Here is a 17581-nt window from a genome sequence, read left to right as displayed (position 1 = left end):
CCGTCAGGGGCGCTGAAAACGGGGGCTCGACCAGCTTCCTCCTGTTTGTTTCATGGATTGACGTAATCAGAAACGCGGTCGTAACCTCAGCGCACTGACGCGGAGGGCGGCGATTTAGTGAAGCGCGCTGATTCGTCCGATGCGGAGATTCCTCTCGACCTTCGAGGATGCGATCAATGAATCTGCTCACAACCATCAAAGGCCGCACCCGATCGATCGGCGTCCCCATGGCCGCCGTCCTGGTCACCGCCACCGCGCTGGTGACGTCCGCGGGACCGGCGCAGGCGGCGGCCCCGGCCGACGGCGCCGTGTACACGCTGGCGTCGGGGTCGAGCGGCAAGTGCGTCGATGTGACGGGCGCCTCGGCCGACAACGGCGCCCTGCTCGTCCAGACCGCCTGCGTCCCCGCCGTCGCCGATCAGCAGTTCAGGGCGGTGGCGCGGGGGAGTGCGTTCAATCTGGTCAACAGTGGCAGCACCCGGTGTGTCGACGTGCCGGGCGGGTCCACGGTCTCCGGTACGCAGTTGCAGCAGTGGGGTTGCGGCGACGGCAGCAAGAGCAACCAGCAGTGGACCTTCACGCCTTCCTCCGCCGCGTCCGGCAAGTACCTGGTGAAGAGCGTCGCGACCGGGCTGTGCGTGAGCAACAAGGACGGCTCCACGGCGGGCAACAACCCCATCGTCCAGGAGACGTGCTCCGACGTCGCCCGCATGCAGTGGTCCGTCAACTCCACCTCGTCCGGCGACCGGGTCTGGTCCGACAACGCCGACGGGTTCGCCGCCACCAGCGGCAGCGGCCTGCCGACCACCACCGGAGGCGCGGCCGGCCCCACGGTGACCGTCACCACCTATGCCGACCTGGTCAAGTACGCCACCGCCGCCGACCCGTACGTCATCAAGGTCAACGGCGCCATCACCGTCACGCCGTACGGCACGGAGATCAAGGTCGCCTCCAACAAGACCATCGTCGGCGTCGGCACCAGGGGCCACATCGTCAACGGCGGCTTCTTCCTCGGCACCGGCGTCAGCAACGTCATCATCCGGAACCTGACCATCCGCGACACCCGGATGGCCGACGACGACCCCGACGACAAGCTGTACGACTACGACGGCATCCAGATGGACACCGCCCACCACATCTGGATCGACCACAACACGATCACCCGGATGAACGACGGGCTGATCGACAGCCGCAAGGACACCAGCTACCTGACCGTGTCCTGGAACGTCCTGTCGGAGAACAACAAGGCGTTCGGCATCGGCTGGACCGACAACGTCACGGCGCGGATGACGATCCACCACAACTGGATCCACGACAACAACCAGCGCAACCCCAGCACCGACAACGTCGCCTACGCCCACCTGTACAACAACTACCTGCAGAACATCACCGGCTACGGCAACTACTCGCGCGGCGCCACCAAGATGGTGCTGGAGAACAGCTACTACGACAACGTCAAGGACCCCTACTACAGGGACGACGCCGCCGAGCTCCGCCAGAGCGGCAGCATCGTGGTCAACTCGACGGGCCAGCGGGAGACCGGCGGCTCCGCCTTCACGCCGTCCTCCTTCTACTCCTACACGCTGGACCCCGCGGCGCAGGTCCCGGCGCTCCTTCGCACCTACGCGGGCCCGCAGGCCAACATCGGCCTGTGATCGACACCCCGGGCCGGCGCCAGAGCCGGCCCGGGGCACCCCCCACCTCAGGAAAGGACCGACCATGCGCCACGGCATCCAGGCACCGTCACGCGCCGCGAAGATCGCGGTCGTCCTGGCGGTGCCCGTCACCGTCCTGACCCTCTCCACCGGAGTGAGCTCGGCCGCCGCGGCCCCGGCCGACGGCGGCGTCTACGCGCTGGCGTCGGGGTCGAGCGGCAAGTGCGTCGATGTGACGGGCGCCTCGGCCGACAACGGCGCCCTGCTCGTCCAGACCGCCTGCGCCGCCTCCGCGCTCGATCAGCAGTTCAGGGCGGTGGCGCGGGGGAGCGCGTTCAATCTGGTCAACGGCGGCAGCGGCCGGTGCGTCGACGTGCCCGGGGCTTCGACGGTCTCCGGTACGCAGTTGCAGCAGTGGGGTTGCGGCGACGGCAGCAAGACCAACCAGCAGTGGACCCTCACGCCCTCGACGGCCGCCTCCGGCAAGTACCTGGTGAAGAGCGTCGCGACCGGGCTGTGCGTGAGCAACAAGGACGGCTCCACGGCGGGCAACAACCCGATCGTCCAGGAGGCCTGCTCCGACGTCGCCCGCATGCAGTGGACCTTCAACTCCACCTCCGGATCGGCCACTCCGACGGTGGCGTCCGACGGCACCGGCCGCTACCGGACCGTGCAGGCGGCGATCGACGCGGTGCCGGCCGGCAACAGCAGCCAGGTGGTGATCACCATCAAGCCGGGCACCTACCGGGAGATCGTCGTCGTCAACAAGCCGTACGTGACGCTGCAGGGTCTGGGCTCGTCCCCGTCGGACACCCTCATCGTGAACAACCACTCGGCCTACACCCACGGCACCTCCGGCAGCTACACCGCGCTGATCTCGGCACGTGACGCCGCCGCCACCAACCTGACGATCTCCAACGACCTCGACGAGAGCACCGTCCCCAGCGGCGCGCAGGCCGTCGCGCTGCGGCTGGACGGCGACCGCACCACGCTGACGAACGTCCGCATCCTGGGCGACCAGGACACCTTCCTCGTCAACGACTCGGCCCGCGCGTACGTCAAGAACTCCTACGTGGAAGGGACCGTCGACTTCATCTTCGGCGGCGGCACGATCGTCTTCCACAGCTGCGACATCTACGAGAAGCGCAGCACGGGCGGCCCCGTCACCGCGGCCAGCACGGCGGCGGCCAAGACGTACGGCTTCCTGTTCTACAAGTCGCGCATCACCGGCGCCACGAACAACACGACCACCCTCGGACGGCCGTGGCGGCCCGACGCGCAGGTGCTCTACCGGGAGTCGACGCTGAGCGCGACGATCGCGACCGCGCAGCCGTGGACGGACATGTCATCGAACTCCTGGAAGAACGCCCGCTTCCTCGAATATCGGAACAACGGCGCCGGCGCGACCACCAACGCCAACCGCCCGCAGCTCAGCGACGCGCAGGCGGCGAACTACACCCCCCAGAAGTACCTGGCCGGCGGCGACGGCTGGAACCCCGCCGGCTAGTGCTGGTGACCGCCCTGTTCGGCGTGGATCTTCTTGGCGATGTCGACGTCCGCGATCGAGCGCTCGATGAGCGCTCGCATCGCGGTCTCGGCCGCCTTCGGTCGCTGCCGGCGGACGGCCAGCAGGACCTCGGCGTGCTTGTCGGCGGACTCGCTGGTGAGGTTCGCGTGCACGAACTGGTCGCGCAGCCGCAACCCGGCCTCGATCGCGGTCGCCATCCGGGCCATCAGCTCGTTGTGCGCCGCGCGCAACAGGGCGTGGTGGAAGGCCAGGTCGGCCTCGACCTGGTCGCCGGTAGGCCGGCCGGCGGCCTCGCGCATGGCGGTCAGAGCGTCCTCGAGCGCGGCCAGGTCCCGGTCGGTACGCCGTAGCGCGGCCATGCGCGCCACCGCGGGCTCGATCGTCAGGCGCACCTCTCCCAGCTCGTCGAGGAACACCTCGTCGACCTGGGCGGCGAAGCGCCAGCGCAGCACGTCGGCGTCGAGCAGCGACCACTGCTCGCGCGGCGCGACGAACGTGCCGCGCCGGGGCCGCGCGCCCACCAGACCTTTGGCGGCGAGCACGCGCAGCGCCTCCCGCACCGCCGTCCGGCTCACCCCGAACCGCTCCTGCAGCGCCACCACGTCGAGGTCGTCGTCGGGGGCGATGACGCCGTTGACGATGGCCGTGCCGAGACTGACGACCACGCGGTCGTGGGCGCCGGCCCTTCCGATCTCCTCCATGCCGGAATCATGCCATGGCCGGGCCGCCTGCAACAAAAAGTAATCATATTAATGAAGATGAGCCAGCTCCAGGACGGCCAGCTCGCCCTGCAGGACGAGCACGGCCCCGCCGATCGCGGCCGCGTCCGAGCCGCTGACCGAGGAGACCACCCGCACCGGGTGCGCGCGCCGGGCGAAGGTGCGCCGCCGCACCTCCTCCTGGACGACCGACTGGTAGATCGGGCCCGCCGCGGCGAGGCTGGGCCCGGCGAGCACGATCGTGTCGAGGTCGAACAGGCTCGCCATGGTGACGGCGGCGGTGCCCAGGTGGCGGGCGGAGCGCTCGATGAGCGTACGCGCCTCCGGGTCTCCGGCCAGCGCCGCGGTCGCGATGCGGCCGAACCCGGCCATGACGTCGGAGTCGGCGGGGTCGAGCCCCAGCCGCCGGCCGAGGCTGGATGCCTCCAGTGCCTGCCTGATCACCGCGGTGGGGTCGGCGTAGTTGCCGAGGCAGCCGTAGTTACCGCAGCCGCACGGCCCTCCGTCCAGGTCGACCGTGATGTGGCCGATCTCGACGCCGTTGGAGGAGCTGCCCCGGTACAGCTCGCCGTCCACGACGACGCCCCCGCCGATGCCGCTGGCCATGTAGACGCAGCCGAACGCGGGTGTGTCCACCGCCCCCAGCCAGTACTCCCCGATCGCCGCGGCCGCCGCGTCGTTGTCGAGCAGCACCGGCAGGCCCAGGATCTCCGACAGGCGCGGCGCGACCGGGTATCCGAACCATTCGGCGGTCGGCTGGTGGGTCAGCAGCACGCCCGCCCGCCGGTCCTGCGGCCCGTACGTCGCCAGCCCCACCCCGAGCACCTTCCCGCGATCGACCCCGGCGGTGTCGAGCAGGGCGTTCACGCGCGAGGCCACCAGCGAGAGGCCCTGCCCGGGAGGCAGCAGGGCCGTGCCGGGGAACGAGGTCCGCGCGACCGGCCGGCCCGTCAGGTCGGCGAGGACGACGACGCAGGTGTTGCGTTCGAACAGGACGCCCACCGCGTACCGGGCCCGCGGGTTGAGCTGCAGCAGCGTCCGGGGCTTGCCGCCGGTGGACGCCCCGCGCCCGACCTCGACGACCAGCCCGTGGTCCATGAGCTCGCGGACCACCTGGGTGATGGTCGCCGGCGTGACCCCGGACTCGGCGGCGAGCTCGATCCGGCTGATGGTGCGCGCCGCCCGGATGCGGTTGAGCACGATCCCGCGGGTTCTCGGCCTCCCGGCCACTCGGTCTCCCTTACTTCGGGCGCCAAAGAAAGCCGGGCCCGGGCCGGTGCGTCCGGCCCGGGCCGTCGTTCCGTCAGCGGGCGGCGCAGGACGGCGTGGGGACGCTGTTGCTGCCGTTCCACGAGCCCAGGAACCCGAAGGTCGTGCCGGCTCCGGCGCCGAGGCTGCCGTTGTAGCTCATGTTGCGGGCGGTCACGTTGGACCCGCTGCTGCTGACCGTCGCGTTCCAGGCGTTGGTGACGGTCTGGCCGTTGGTGAAGGCCCACGTCACCGTCCAGCCGCTGATCGCCGAGCTGCCCGCGGTGACCCGGACCTCGGCCTGGAAGCCGCCGCCCCACTGGCCGGTCACCTGGTAGGTGGCCGAGCAGGCGCCGGAGGGAGGCGTGGGGGTGGGGGTTGGGGTGGGAGTGGGTGACGGGGTGCCGGACGAGCCGCCGTAGATCGTGGCCTCCTTGGCGGTCGCCTTGATGCCGTTGGCGCCGTTGAAGATCCGCTGGCCCCACGTCGTGAGCTGGCTCGGGTTGAAGCCGGTCGCCATGTCGAGGATCGGGTCGGTGTTGCCGCTCCAGGACCAGCCGAGATAGCCGAGGCCGCGCGACTGCGCCTCGGCCAGGATCGTCTCGTGGTCGACCTCGCTGGAACTGAAGCGCCAGCCGAACTCGCCGATGACCAGCGGCCACCCGTTCGCCTGGAACCGGTTGAGGTAGTCGACGATGGCGGCGGCGGTGTTGAAGACGGCGTACATGTGGATCGACAGCACGGTGTTGTGCTGGGTGTCGGCGTTCAGGATCGTCTGGGCGTTGTCGCGCATGACGTACTGCCAGTCCTGGCCCCAGTTGGGGGCGTCGACCATGAGCAGGTGCTCGAAGCCGTTGCTGCGCATCTTCTTGATCGCGTTCGCGGTGGCGGCGGTCCACTGGGCGGCGTTGGTGTTGCCGATCGGCTCGTTGCCGATGTTGATGACGACGTAGTTCTCCTGGCCGACGAGCGCGCTCTTCTGGCTGATCCAGTAGTCGGCCGCCTCGTCGAGCGAGGCGGCGGCGCCCTCCTCGCCGTACCCGGTGGTGTCGTGCACCTCCAGCACGCAGATCAGCTTGTTCTGCTTGCACAGGGAGATGACGTTGGCGACGTCGGTGGACGGGCCCCACCGCTTGCCGCTGCCGAGCACGACGCGCACGGTGTTGGCGCCGAGCGCCTTGATGTCGGCGAACGAGCCGGTCTGGCTGGTGTACCAGACGTGGGGGTGATTGACGCCCCGCATGATGAATTCCCGGCCGTTGGCCTCGACGATCTTCGTGCCGCTGACGTGCAGGCCCGCGGCCGCGGACGCGGACTGGACGTACACCAAGACCGACGCGACGGCCGCGAGCACGGCGGCGCCGAGGGCGAGAAGCCTTCTTCTCATGACCTACCTCGTGGTCGGGCCCCGGCCATCCGGGGCGGGAAGCGCCCCACACGCTATAGAGCCGCCGAAGGCCGGAGAAGCAGGGGAGATCACGTCCGCCCCGCGCGAAGTGCCGATCCATGCCCCTGCCTGCGACGACCGGTCCGGGGGAGGCGAGGGATCACCTGAAAGTTTCAGCCGTTAAATAAGTCTGCTCACGACAGGGCCGCGCGGGGCAGCCCTGGAATGACCGAGAGGAAGAACTCGCGGATGGCGGATTCGACCTTCACGGAGTCGCGGTCGAAGAGCCACTGCGCCTGCAGGCCGTTGATGAGGGAGATGGTCATGGTGGCCAGCGTCTCGGGGTCGATCGCCGGGCGCAGCCCGTCGCGGTCGGCCAGGGCGGTGAAGGTGCCGGCGTAGAAGCGGCGCAGATTGCGGTAGCGGTCGGCGTAGTAGGCGTGCGCGGGGTGGTCGGGAGAGGTCGCCTCGCCCGACACGACGCAGTGCAGCTCCATGAGCCCCGGCTGGAGCTCGTTGTCGACGATGACGGCGATCATGCCTTTCAGGGTCTCGACGGGGTCGGCGGCCGGGTCCAGCACCTTGGCCGCCTCCAGGAACTCGGTGCCGCGTTCGTCACGCAGCTCCAGCACCCCGAGGAGCAGGTCTTCCTTGCGGGGGAAGTGGTGCAGCAGCCCGGTGTGGCTGATGCCGGCGCGCTTGGCGATGTCCTTCATGGTGGCGCCGTAGAAGCCGGTCTCGCCGAACGCGTCCACGCAGGCCTCGAGGACGCGCCGGCGCACCGCCGCCGTCTTCGCGTACGGGCCGCGGTTGCCGGATGCCATCATGACGCCCCTCCAAATTAGTATCGCGATTCGGTTTTCATGCTAGCGTGTCGCCGACACCCATGGTCTCGAGCAAGGAACTCCACCATGCCCCAGCTCCCCTCCGGTTTCCTCTGGGGTGCGGCGACCGCGCCGCACCAGGTGGAAGGCAACAACGTCAACAGCGACTGGTGGGCCCTCGAGCAGCAGATGCCCGGCATGCAGCGCAGCGGCGACGCGGTCGACAGCTACCACCGCTTCGCCGAGGACATGCGCCTGCTGGCCGAGGCCGGGCTCAACGCCTACCGCTTCGGCATCGAGTGGGCCCGCATCGAGCCGGTCCCCGGGGAGTTCAGCCGAGCCGAGCTCGCCCACTACCGCCGGATGATCGACACCGCCCTCGACCTGGGTCTCACCCCTGTCATCACCCTGCACCACTTCACGAACCCGCGCTGGTTCAGCTGGCTCGCCGAGGACGCCACCCAGCGTTTCCAGACGTACGTGCGGGAGGCCACGAGCATCCTCGACGGCGTCGAGTGGGTGTGCACGATGAACGAGCCCAACATGCTCGCCCTCATGATCGGGATGGCCCGGGACGCGCGGGCCACCCAGCGGTCGACCGAGGAGTGGATGAGCCCCACCGTCGAGGGCGCCGCGCGGCCGGTGCTCCCCGACCCCGACCCGGAGATCGGCGAACGGCTGGCCGAGGCGCACCACGCGGCTCGCGCGATCCTGAAGCAGCACACCGGGGCGGCCGTCGGCTGGACGGTGGCCTGCCAGGCGCTCACCCCGACCCCGGGCAACGAGGAAAAGCTCCGCGAGGTGCGTCACGTCCGTGAGGACCTCTACCTGGAGGCCGCCCGCGGCGACGACTTCATCGGCGTGCAGTCCTACTCCAGCCAGGCCGTCGACGAGAACGGCGTCGTCCCGCACCCGCAACACCCGGACAACACGATGACCGGCAACGCCTACCGGCCCGACGCCATCGGCATCGCCGTCCGGCACGCCTGGGAGGCGACCGGCCACACGCCGATCCTCGTCACCGAGAACGGCATCGCCACCCCGGACGACACGCGGCGGATCGCCTACACCTCCGAGGCCCTCGGCCACCTGTTCGACGCCATGGACAACGGCACGGATGACGGCATCGACGTGCGCGGCTACCTCCACTGGACCGCCCTGGACAACTTCGAGTGGGGCCACTGGGAGCCGACCTTCGGCCTCATCGCCGTCGACCGCACGACGTTCGAGCGCCACCCCAAGCCGAGCCTGGCCTGGCTGGGCGGGGTCGCCCGCCGGGGAGAGATCTGATGCTGAAGCCGCGCTCCACCCCCACCCGCGAGCTGGTCGGTCTCGACGGGCTCTGGCGGTTCGCCCTCGACGGCGGCCCCGGCCCGCTCGACACCACGCTGGAGGCGGCGGTCCCGGCCAGCTACAACGACCTGTTCACCGACAGCGCGATCCGCGACCATGTGGGCTGGGCCTGGTACCAGCGGCAGGTGCGGGTGCCGCGCGGCTGGGCCGGCGAGCGCGTCGTCCTGCGCGTCGACGCCGCCACCCACCAGGGCCGGGTCTACGTCGGCGACGTCCTGGTGGCCGAGCACGTGGGCGGCTACACGCCCTTCGAGGCCGACATCACCGAGCACGTACGTGCCGGCCAGGAGTTCCGCCTCACCATCGGGGTGAACAACGAGCTGACCGACACGACGATCCCGCCCGGCACGATCACCGTCACCGCCGACGGGCGGCGCCGGCAGACGTACCTGCACGACTTCTACAACTACGCGGGCCTGGCCCGCTCGGTGTGGCTCTGCAGCCGTCCCGCCGTCCACGTCGAGGACATCACCGTCGTCACCGCCATGGACGGGACGGTGGAGTACACGGTCCGGACCAGCGCGCCCGCCCGGGTCCGCGTCCGCGTCCTGGACGCCACCGGCGCCCAGGTCGCCACGGCCGACGGCGCGAACGGCGTCCTGCGCATCGAGGACGTGCGGCTGTGGCGGCCCGGCGCGGCCTACCTCTACGACCTGGTCGCCGAGATCCTGGACGGTGAGCAGGTCGTCGACAGCTATCCCGAGCCGTTCGGCGTGCGGACGGTGGAGGTGCGTGGCACCGAGTTCCTCATCAACGGCGAGCCGTTCTACTTCACCGGCTTCGGCAAGCACGAGGACACGCCGGTGCGCGGCAAGGGCCACGACAACGCCTATCTCGTGCACGACTTCCAGCTCATGGACTGGATCGGCGCCAACTCCTTCCGCACCTCGCACTACCCGTACGCGGAGGAGGTGATGGAGTTCGCCGACCGGCACGGCATCGTCGTCATCGACGAGACCGCCGCCGTGGGCCTCAACCTCGCCGTCGCGTCCGGGCTCACCGGCGCCCCGCCCCGGCCCACCTTCTCGCCGGACACGTTCGGCGAGGCCACCCGCGAGGCGCACGCCCAGGCGATCCGCGAGCTGGTCGCCCGCGACAAGAACCATCCCAGCGTCGTCATGTGGTGCATCGCCAACGAGCCGGCCTCCAACGAGGAGGGCGCGCGCGAGTACTTCGAGCCGCTGGTGGAGCTCACCCGCGAGCTCGACCCCACCCGCCCGGTGAGCTACGCGGCCGTGCTCTTCGCCACGCACGACAACGACCGCATCGCCGACCTCTTCGACGTGCTGTGCATCAACCGCTACTACGGCTGGTACGTCGCCACCGGCGACCTCGCCACGGCCGAGACCTACCTGGAGCACGACCTGCGCGGCTGGGCCGGCAGGTTCGGCAAGCCGATCATGATGAGCGAGTACGGCGCCGACACCATGCCCGGCCTGCACTCGGTGTGGGACACGCCGTGGACCGAGGAGTACCAGCAGGCCTACCTCGAGATGAACCACCGCGTGTTCGACCGGATCGAGGCGTTCGTCGGCGAGCACGTGTGGAACTTCGCCGACTTCCAGACCTCCCACGGCATCCACCGCGTGGACGGCAACAAGAAGGGCGTCTTCACCCGCGACCGCAGGCCCAAGGCCGCCGCCCACGCGCTGCGGGCCCGCTGGAGGTCGCTCGCCGGCCGCAAACCACAGGGTTAGCGGTCACTCCAAGGCGAGGCGCACCGGGCCGCCCGTGGGGTCGGCGTCCGCCACGAGGGAGTAGGGGACGCGGAAGACGCGGCCGGGGGCGGCCGGCCACGGGAGCCGGGTACGGCCGAGGACGCGTCCGTCCTGGGTGGCGGTGACCCGCGGAAGCGTCCGGAAGGAGTCCGCCCACAGCAGGAGCCTGCCACGGGAGGGCGGCGGCCCGCCGGGGCGGACGAGCTGCGGCGCGACCCAGCGCAGAGGCGCCTCCGCCACCAGCGGCACCCCGCCGGCGGGGGCGGGGTCCCCGGCCAGGTGCCGCAGGACGGCCGCGGCCACATGGCGGCCGTCGAGCGCGGCGACGTCGGCGGTGTCGACCGGGTGCAGGAGGTTCCCGGCCGCGAACACCCCGGGCAGGCTCGTCGCCAGGCAGGTGTTCACGCGCGGCCCGAGCGTGGCCGCGTCCATCTCCAGGCCGCCCGTCCGGGCCAGCTCGTGGTCGGGGATCCAGTCGCCGGTGGTGATCACCGTGTCGCAGGGGACGCGGCGGCGTCGCCTGGTGCCGAGGTCCTCGATGTCGACCGAGGTCACGCGGCCCTTGCCGTTGACGGCGACGACCCGGGTGCGGGCCCGGACGAGCACGCCGAAGGCCAGCCGTCCCGGGAGGTGGAAGGCCGCGTAGGCTTCGGGCCGGTCGTACTCGCTGGTCATCAGCACCGTGCGGCAGCCCGCCTCGCGCAGGGTCAGGACCGCCGACCAGCTGACCAGCTCGGCGCCGACGACCACGGCGCGCCGCCCGACCTCGCGGTGGTGCAGGTGGACGAGGTTCTGCAGCTGGCCGGTGGTGTAGACGCCGTCGGGACGGTCGCCGGGGATGAGCCGGGCCGGGCGGGGCCGCTCCCGGGCTCCGGTCGCCAGGACCACCGCGTCGGCCTGGACGAGGCGGCGGCCGTTCGGCGAGGTCACCTCCAGGGTCCGCGGTCCGGCCCAGCCGGTGACCATGGCCTCGGTCTCCAGCCGGGCTCCGGCGTCGCGGGCGTGGCGGGTCAGCCGGCGCGCGTACGCGGGGCCGGAGATGAATCTGCGCAGGTCGCGCAGGCCGTAGCCGGGGTGGTCGCTGTGCCGGGGGATACCGCCGGTCTCCGGCTCGCGTTCCAGGACCAGGACGTCGCCGTCCACGGACGGGGCGAGCGTGGCGGCGGCGGTGAGCCCGGCCGGACCTCCGCCGATCACGGCCACCCGCACGCGTTCGTTCATTCCGCTCCCCCTTCGAAGATCTCGCGTACCCGGGCCCCGCAGTAGAAGCCCTGGCAGCGTCCGTTCATGGCTCTGGTACGGCGGCGCAGGCCCTCCACCCCGGCCGGCGGGATCACCGAGGCCAGGGCGTCGCGGATCTCGCCCTTCGTCACCCGCTCGCAGAAGCACACGACCCGGCCGTACTCGGGGTCGGCGGCGATCGCGGCGGCGTCCTGGTAGGGGCGCGGGAAGGCCTCGCCCAGGTTGGGCATGCGGGGCGGCGCCGGCAGGGCGGTGCGCTCGGCCAGGTCGAGATGGCTTTTGAGCAGGTCCGCGACGTGCTCGGCGATCGCCATGCCGGCGGTCAGGCCGGTGGAGCGGATGCCGCCGACCAGGAGATAGCGCTGCCCGGCGTCGAGGTCGATCAGGTAGTCGTCGCACCCGATCGAGGCGCGCAGGCCCGCGTAGGTCGCGGTGACCTCCTCCGCCATCAGCCGCGGCATGAGCTCCGCGCCCTTCTCGCGCAGGAACTCCAGCCCCGCCTCGGAGGTGCCGGTGGCGGCCCGGTCCGTCAGGTCCTCGGCGGTCGGGCCGACCATGACGTTGCCGTAGATGGTGGGGCTGACGAGCACGCCCTTGCCCGCCGACGACGGCACCGGCAGCACGATGCAGGGCGCCAGTGGCCGCGCGAGCTTGTCGAAGACCAGCAGCTCGCCGCGGCGCGGCGTGACGGTGAAGCGGTCGTGGCCGAAGAGGGCGTCGAGGGCGTCGGCGCCGAGCCCGGCGGCGTTGACCACCCAGCGGGCGGAGAGCTCGCCTCCCGTGGTGACCAGCCGGGTGGCGTCCGGCCCGGGGTGGACCGCGGTGACGCGGTGGCCGCGCAGCAGCGTCACGCCGCGGTTGACGGCGTCGGTGGCCAGGGCGAGGTTCGTGGTCCAGGTGCAGATGATGGACTCGCCGGGCACCGTGAGCCCGCCGAGCGCGCCCGCGCCGAGGGCGGGGACCCTGCGGTAGACCTCGGCGGCATCGACGATCTCGCAGGCGGTGTAGCCGTTGCGCTCGGCCTTGGCCCGCAGCTCCGGCAGGGCGTCGAGCTGTTCCGGCGTCCAGGCCACGAGCAGCGCCCCGGTGCGCTCGACCGGGATGCCGGTGGCCTCGGCGTACCGGCCGAGCAGGTCGTAGCCGCGGGCGACCAGGCGGGACTCCAGGGTGCCGGGCTTGGCGTCGAAGCCGGTGTGCAGGATGGCGGTGTTGGCCTTGCTGGTGCCGTCCCCCACGTCGTCGCGCGCCTCCACCAGCGCCACCGACAGCGCGGTGCCGCCCAGCAGGCGCGCGATGGCCGAGCCGACGATGCCGCCGCCGATCACGGCCACGTCGTACGTGTTCACGAATTCTCCTTCGACGACAGAGTGGCCCGGGCGGCGGCCTGCCACCGCTCCAGGTACGCGGCGGCCCGGTCCGCGGGCCAGGCGGGCTCGTAGACGGCCGACGGCCGCCAGCCGCCGACCGCCGCGGCGGCGTCCAGGGCCGGGTCGAGGGCCATCAGCGCGCAGGCGGCGGCGCCGAGCGGGGTCGCGTGCGGCGACGGGTAGACCTCCACGGGGAGCTGGGCGAGGTCGGCCTGCGCCTGCATGAGGACGCGCGAGCGGGTCAGCCCGCCGTCCACGCGCAGCCGGGACAGCGGCGCGCCGAGATCCGCCCCCACCAGCGCGGTCAGCTCGGCGACCTGCGCGGCGATCCCTTCCAGCAGAGCCCGTACGAGGTGCCCGCGGCCGGTGCTGAGCGTCATGCCGGTGAACGAGGCGGTGGCGCCGGCGTCCCACCACGGCGCGGCCAGCCCGGCGAGCGCGGGCACGCACAGCACCCCGTCGCCGGAGGGCGCCGCGACGGCGTCGAGCTGGTCCGCGCCGGAGACGAGGCCGAGGTCGGCGAGCCAGCGCACGGCCGAGGCCGCGGTGTAGACCTGGCCGTCCACGCAGTAGCGCGTCTCGCCGCGCAGCCGCCAGGCGATCGACGTGGCCAGACCCGACGCCGAGCGGGCCGGGGACGTCCCGAGCTGGGCGAGCAGGAAGGCGCCCGTGCCGTACGTGCACTTGGCGGTGCCCGCCTCCAGGCACGCTTCGGCCAGCAGCGCGGCCTGCTGATCGACGATCAGCCCGGTCACCGGGACCTCCGGGCCGAAGGCGGTGGTCGTGCCGACGACGGCGTCGCCGGCGACGATCTCGGGGAGCCGTTCGGAGCCGAGCCCGAACAGCTCCAGCAGCTCGCCGTTCCACCGCGCGTCCTCCAGCCCGAGCAGGAGGGAGCGGCTGGCGGTGGAGGCGTCGGTGACGAACGCGCCGCACAGCCGGTGCACCAGCCAGGTGTCGGTGGTCGTCACGACGCCCTCGGTGGTCAGCTCCTCGCGGATCCAGCGCATCTTCGGCGCCGAGAAGTACGGGTCGAGCACGAGGCCGGTCAGCGCGGCCACCCGGCCGGCATGCCCGGCCCGCGCGGCGCACAGCGGCTCGGCACGGCGGTCCTGCCAGACGATGGCGGGCGTGAGCGGTTCGCCGGTGACGGGATCCCAGGCCAGCACGGTCTCGCCCTGGTTGGCCAGGGCGACCGCGTCCAGCGGCACGCCCGCCGCGGCGGCCGCGCGCCGCCCGGCGGTCAGAACGGAGTCGAGCAGGGCACGCGGGTCCTGCTCGACTCCGCCGCCCTCCAGGTAACGCGGGCGCAGGGCCTCCTCGGCGATCGCCAGGACGGCGCCACCGGCGTCCACGACGATGGCCTTGGTCCCTGACGTGCCCTGGTCGATCGCGAGGACGTGCATCGTCAGATCTGCTCCTTCTGCGCGAAAGCGCCGTCGATCGAGTGCATGTCGGGCATGTCCAGCGCCCGGCGGCCACGGGTCGCCAGCAGCGTCACGAGGTAGGCGGCGCCGATCACGACCATCACCAGAACGTAGAGCCAAGCGTCGCGGAAGGAGGCATCGCGGAAGAGGGACAGCTCGAACACCAGCCACACGACCGACACCGCCAGGACGGGCTTCTCCCAGGCGCCGAGGTCGAACTTGCCGTTGGCCGGCAGGTGCCGCCGCTTGGCGAGGTAGAGCGCGACGGTCGCGGCGTAGATGACGGCGGGCAGCAGCGTGGCCGCGCCGAACAGGGTGAACAGCGCGTCCTCCGAGAAAGCCGAGAACAGGCCCAGGATCACCTCGGCGAGCACCACGTAGCACACCGTCGCCCGCAGCGGGGTGCCGAAGCGCGGCGAGACCCGCTGCCAGTGCCGCCAGCCCGGGAACCGCTCGTCGCGGGACATCGCCCAGGTCAGGCGGGTGCCGGTCATCATGATGACCAGGCCGCAGGCGAAGATCGCCAGCACGACCAGCAGCAGCAGGAGCGTGGCGACGACCGGCCCGAGGGTCTGCTTGATGACGTCGGCGATCGGGGTGCCGGACGCGGCGAGCGCCACCGGGTCGCCGGCCGCGAGCGTGACCGCGACCAGGAACAGGAAGCCCAGGACGCCGGAGGCCAGGACCGCCTGCCACATGGCCCGCGGGACCACCCGCTCGGGGTTGGTGGTCTCCTCGGCGAGGTTGGCCGCCGACTCGAACCCGACGATGGTGAACGCGCCGAGCAGGAAGCCCAGCACCCACGGCCCGGCCGAGGTCAGGTCGCCGAAGCTCCAGTATCCCTCGGCGGGCACGGCGCCCCTGCTCCACAGGTTGCCGAAGTCCATGTCGTTGCGGACCGCGGCCACGACGAGCAGCAGCACGGTCAGCAGCACCATGCCGGCGAGCTCGGCCGACACGGCGGTGTTGTTGACCTTCTCGGACCACCGGGTGGAGCCGCCGACGAGCGCGGCCTGACCGAGCAGGATCACCGCGGTGACCGCCCAGGTGATGCCGCCGCTCGCCGTGTAGTCCAGCAGCACGGGCAGGACCGTCGAGGCCACCGTGTAGTCCACGGCCACGACGACGACGGCCAGGAACATGAACGAGATCCAGCCGATGATCCACCCGAGCACCGGGTTGGCCAGGCGGGAGGTCCACTGGTAGGCGTACCCGGTCACCGGGATCCGGGAGGCCAGCGAGCCGATGACGAACGCCACCGCGAGCTGGCCGACCACCGCGATCGGCCAGGTCCAGATGCCGAGCGGCCCGGAGGAGGCCAGCACCGACCCGTAGGTGGTGAAGATGCCGGTCGCGATCGAGACGAACGCGAAGGCCACGGCGAACGAGGCGAACCTGCCGGTCCGCCGCTCGAAGGACTGTTCGTAGCCGAACCGGGCCAGCTCGTCGCTGTCGGTACGCGCTGTGTGGTCTCTCATCGCAACCTCCCTCTTGGTATATACCATGTGGTGTAGACCGCAAGGTATCGTCCAAGTGGGCTAAGGTGTCAAGCATGGGTTCACCCCGTTACGTGACGATCGCCGCGGAGCTGCGCGACCGGATCACCGGCGAGAAGCTCGGCCCGCACACCCTCATGCCGTCGGAACGGGAGCTCAGCGAGACCTTCGGCGTCAGCCGGATGACCGCCCGGCAGGCCCTGGCGCTGCTGGAGAAGGAGGGATACGTCTACCGGCGGCCGCCGCGGGGCACGTTCGTGGCCGAGCCGCGGGTGCCGTTCCACATCGGCAGCTTCTCCGACGAGATCATCCTGGCCGGGCGGCGGCCGTCGGCGCAGCTCATCTGGGCCGAGGAGCGCCCCCCGACGCCTTCGGCCCGCGAGGCGCTCGACCTGGCCGGTGACGAGACCGTGCACGCCCTGCACCGGCTGCGGTTCGCCGACGACGAGCCGATCGCGCTGGAGACCACCTACTTCCCCAGCGCGATCACGCCCGGCCTGCTGGAGCGGCCCCTCACCGGCTCGCTCTGGCACATCCTGCGGGCCCACTATCGCGTCGTGCCGGCCGACGCCTCCGCCGTCATCGAGTCCATCGTCATCGACGACGCCTCCTGCGCCCGGCTGCAGGTCCGCAGCGCCTCCAGCGGGATCCTCCTGACCCGCCGCACCTACACGGCCGAGGGGCGCTGCATCGAGTTCGCGCGCGACGTGTACCGGGCCGATCGCGCGTCGTTCAAGGTGGAGGCGCGGATCCCGGTACCCGTCGAAGGCGGCTGAACGCGCGTCAGGCGGTGTCGCCGCCGTCGGCCAGCAGCGTGCTGCCCGTCATGAAGGCCGACAGGTCCGACGCGCAGAACAGGACGACGCGCGCGATGTCGTCGGGGACGCCGATCCGGCCGATCGGGCCGTTCAGCATGAGGTCGGTCGGCGGGAGGTCGCCGGCCGGCACGGTGGCCGGCATGGCCGCCGCCGCCATCATGTTGCCCTCCGTGGGGACGTAGCTCGGCGCCACCCCGAGCACGCGGATGCCCAGCGGCGCGAGTTCGAGCGCCAGCTCGCGCGTGAGACCGCGAGCGGCGTGCTTGGACCCGACGTAGGCGGCCAGGCCGGGCGCGCTCCCGCGGAAACCCGCGGTCGAGACGATGTTCACGATGGCGCCGCCGGTGCCCGCCGCCGCCATCCGCCGTGCCGCCTCACGCGCGCCGACGAAGACGCCGCGGGCGTTGACCGCGAACACCTGGTCCCAGGTCTCCTCGCTCATCTCCAGCAGCGGGACACTCGGGAAGATCCCGGCATTGTTCACCCAGATCTCCAGGCCGCCGAGCTCGGCGACCGCGAGGTCGGCCGCCGCGGCCACGGACGCCGCGTCGGTGACGTCCATGGCGGCGCCCACCGCGCGTACCCCGTGGCGCTCGGCGAGCTGCTTGGCGGCGGTCACGGCGAGCTCTTCGTCGATGTCGCCGATCAGCAGGTCCGCGCCGGCCTCGGCCAGGCGCAGCGCGATCGCCCTGCCCAGCCCGCGACCGCCGCCGGTCACGACCGCGCGCCGCCCTCGCAGGGAGACGAGCTCGGCCAGGGACTTGCCCGACACATCGGCAATGGACATGAATGAACTCCT

At 71.6% G+C, this 17581-nt stretch carries 14 protein-coding genes; 5 read left to right on the top strand and 9 right to left on the bottom strand.

Features of this window, described 5'->3' with window-relative positions:
• Nucleotides 1-176 precede the first annotated feature (176 nt).
• Together AB0J87_RS61040 and AB0J87_RS61035 are read left to right on the top strand one after the other, a co-directional pair.
• On the top strand, nt 177-1655 hold the full coding sequence (locus tag AB0J87_RS61040; RefSeq protein WP_363984745.1) for an RICIN domain-containing protein: 1479 nt from the start codon (nt 177-179) through the stop codon (nt 1653-1655).
• Nucleotides 1656-1719: 64 nt separating this feature from the next.
• Nucleotides 1720-3162, top strand: coding sequence for a pectinesterase family protein (locus AB0J87_RS61035; protein WP_363984743.1), 1443 nt, complete (start codon nt 1720-1722; stop codon nt 3160-3162).
• On the opposite strand, the gene AB0J87_RS61030 is transcribed toward AB0J87_RS61035, so the two are convergent.
• From AB0J87_RS61030 to AB0J87_RS61015, 4 genes are all read right to left on the bottom strand, one after another.
• On the bottom strand, nt 3159-3884 hold the full coding sequence (locus AB0J87_RS61030; RefSeq protein WP_363984741.1) for a FadR/GntR family transcriptional regulator: 726 nt from the start codon (nt 3882-3884) through the stop codon (nt 3159-3161). The genes AB0J87_RS61035 and AB0J87_RS61030 overlap by 4 nt on opposite strands.
• Before the next feature lie 48 nt (nt 3885-3932).
• Nucleotides 3933-5132, bottom strand: a complete 1200-nt coding sequence (locus AB0J87_RS61025; RefSeq protein ID WP_363984739.1) for an ROK family transcriptional regulator — start codon at nt 5130-5132, stop codon at nt 3933-3935.
• Between the two features lie 73 nt (nt 5133-5205).
• Entirely contained in the window at nt 5206-6537 is a 1332-nt protein-coding gene (locus tag AB0J87_RS61020) for a cellulase family glycosylhydrolase (RefSeq protein ID WP_363984737.1), read from the bottom strand.
• 194 nt (nt 6538-6731) lie between these two features.
• Nucleotides 6732-7364, bottom strand: coding sequence for a TetR/AcrR family transcriptional regulator (locus tag AB0J87_RS61015; RefSeq protein ID WP_363984735.1), 633 nt, complete (start codon nt 7362-7364; stop codon nt 6732-6734).
• An 84-nt stretch (nt 7365-7448) separates the two neighbouring features.
• Here AB0J87_RS61015 and AB0J87_RS61010 point away from each other — a divergent pair, with 84 nt between their 5' ends.
• Both AB0J87_RS61010 and uidA read left to right on the top strand, forming a co-directional pair.
• Entirely contained in the window at nt 7449-8651 is a 1203-nt protein-coding gene (locus tag AB0J87_RS61010; protein ID WP_363984733.1) for a family 1 glycosylhydrolase, read from the top strand.
• Nucleotides 8651-10411, top strand: coding sequence for a beta-glucuronidase (gene uidA / locus AB0J87_RS61005; protein WP_363984731.1), 1761 nt, complete (start codon nt 8651-8653; stop codon nt 10409-10411). The genes AB0J87_RS61010 and uidA overlap by 1 nt, the downstream gene beginning before the upstream one ends.
• 3 nt (nt 10412-10414) lie before the next feature.
• On the opposite strand, the gene AB0J87_RS61000 is transcribed toward uidA, so the two are convergent.
• Genes AB0J87_RS61000 through AB0J87_RS60985 form a run of 4 tightly spaced genes read right to left on the bottom strand, consistent with a single transcriptional unit; the run spans nt 10415 to nt 15946 of the window.
• A complete protein-coding gene (locus tag AB0J87_RS61000; RefSeq protein ID WP_363984729.1) occupies nt 10415-11653 on the bottom strand; it encodes an FAD-dependent oxidoreductase in 1239 nt (412 codons plus the stop codon).
• Nucleotides 11650-13020: an NAD(P)/FAD-dependent oxidoreductase gene (locus tag AB0J87_RS60995; RefSeq protein ID WP_363984727.1), complete on the bottom strand. Its 1371-nt coding sequence runs from the start codon at nt 13018-13020 to the stop codon at nt 11650-11652. Before AB0J87_RS60995 ends, AB0J87_RS61000 begins: the two co-directional genes overlap by 4 nt.
• Nucleotides 13017-14447 (bottom strand): FGGY family carbohydrate kinase, encoded by a 1431-nt coding sequence (locus AB0J87_RS60990; protein WP_363984725.1) that lies wholly within the window; start codon nt 14445-14447, stop codon nt 13017-13019. Before AB0J87_RS60990 ends, AB0J87_RS60995 begins: the two co-directional genes overlap by 4 nt.
• 2 nt (nt 14448-14449) lie before the next feature.
• The gene (locus AB0J87_RS60985; RefSeq protein WP_363984723.1) at nt 14450-15946 is read right to left on the bottom strand and encodes an amino acid permease; all 1497 of its coding nucleotides are present in this window, start codon (nt 15944-15946) and stop codon (nt 14450-14452) included.
• Nucleotides 15947-16020: 74 nt separating this feature from the next.
• On the opposite strand from AB0J87_RS60985, the gene AB0J87_RS60980 reads away from it, so the two are divergent.
• Nucleotides 16021-16740: a GntR family transcriptional regulator gene (locus AB0J87_RS60980; protein WP_350727581.1), complete on the top strand. Its 720-nt coding sequence runs from the start codon at nt 16021-16023 to the stop codon at nt 16738-16740.
• Nucleotides 16741-16747: 7 nt separating this feature from the next.
• Here AB0J87_RS60980 and AB0J87_RS60975 read toward each other — a convergent pair whose 3' ends face one another.
• On the bottom strand, nt 16748-17569 hold the full coding sequence (locus tag AB0J87_RS60975) for an SDR family oxidoreductase (RefSeq protein ID WP_363984721.1): 822 nt from the start codon (nt 17567-17569) through the stop codon (nt 16748-16750).
• Between the last annotated feature and the right edge of the window lie 12 nt (nt 17570-17581).

The organism is Nonomuraea sp. NPDC049625, assembly GCF_040675285.1.
GTDB classification, from domain to species: Bacteria; Actinomycetota; Actinomycetes; order Streptosporangiales; family Streptosporangiaceae; genus Nonomuraea; species Nonomuraea angiospora_A.
Note: the sequence above shows the minus strand (reverse complement) of the source record. Positions and strands in the feature narration are given on the sequence as shown.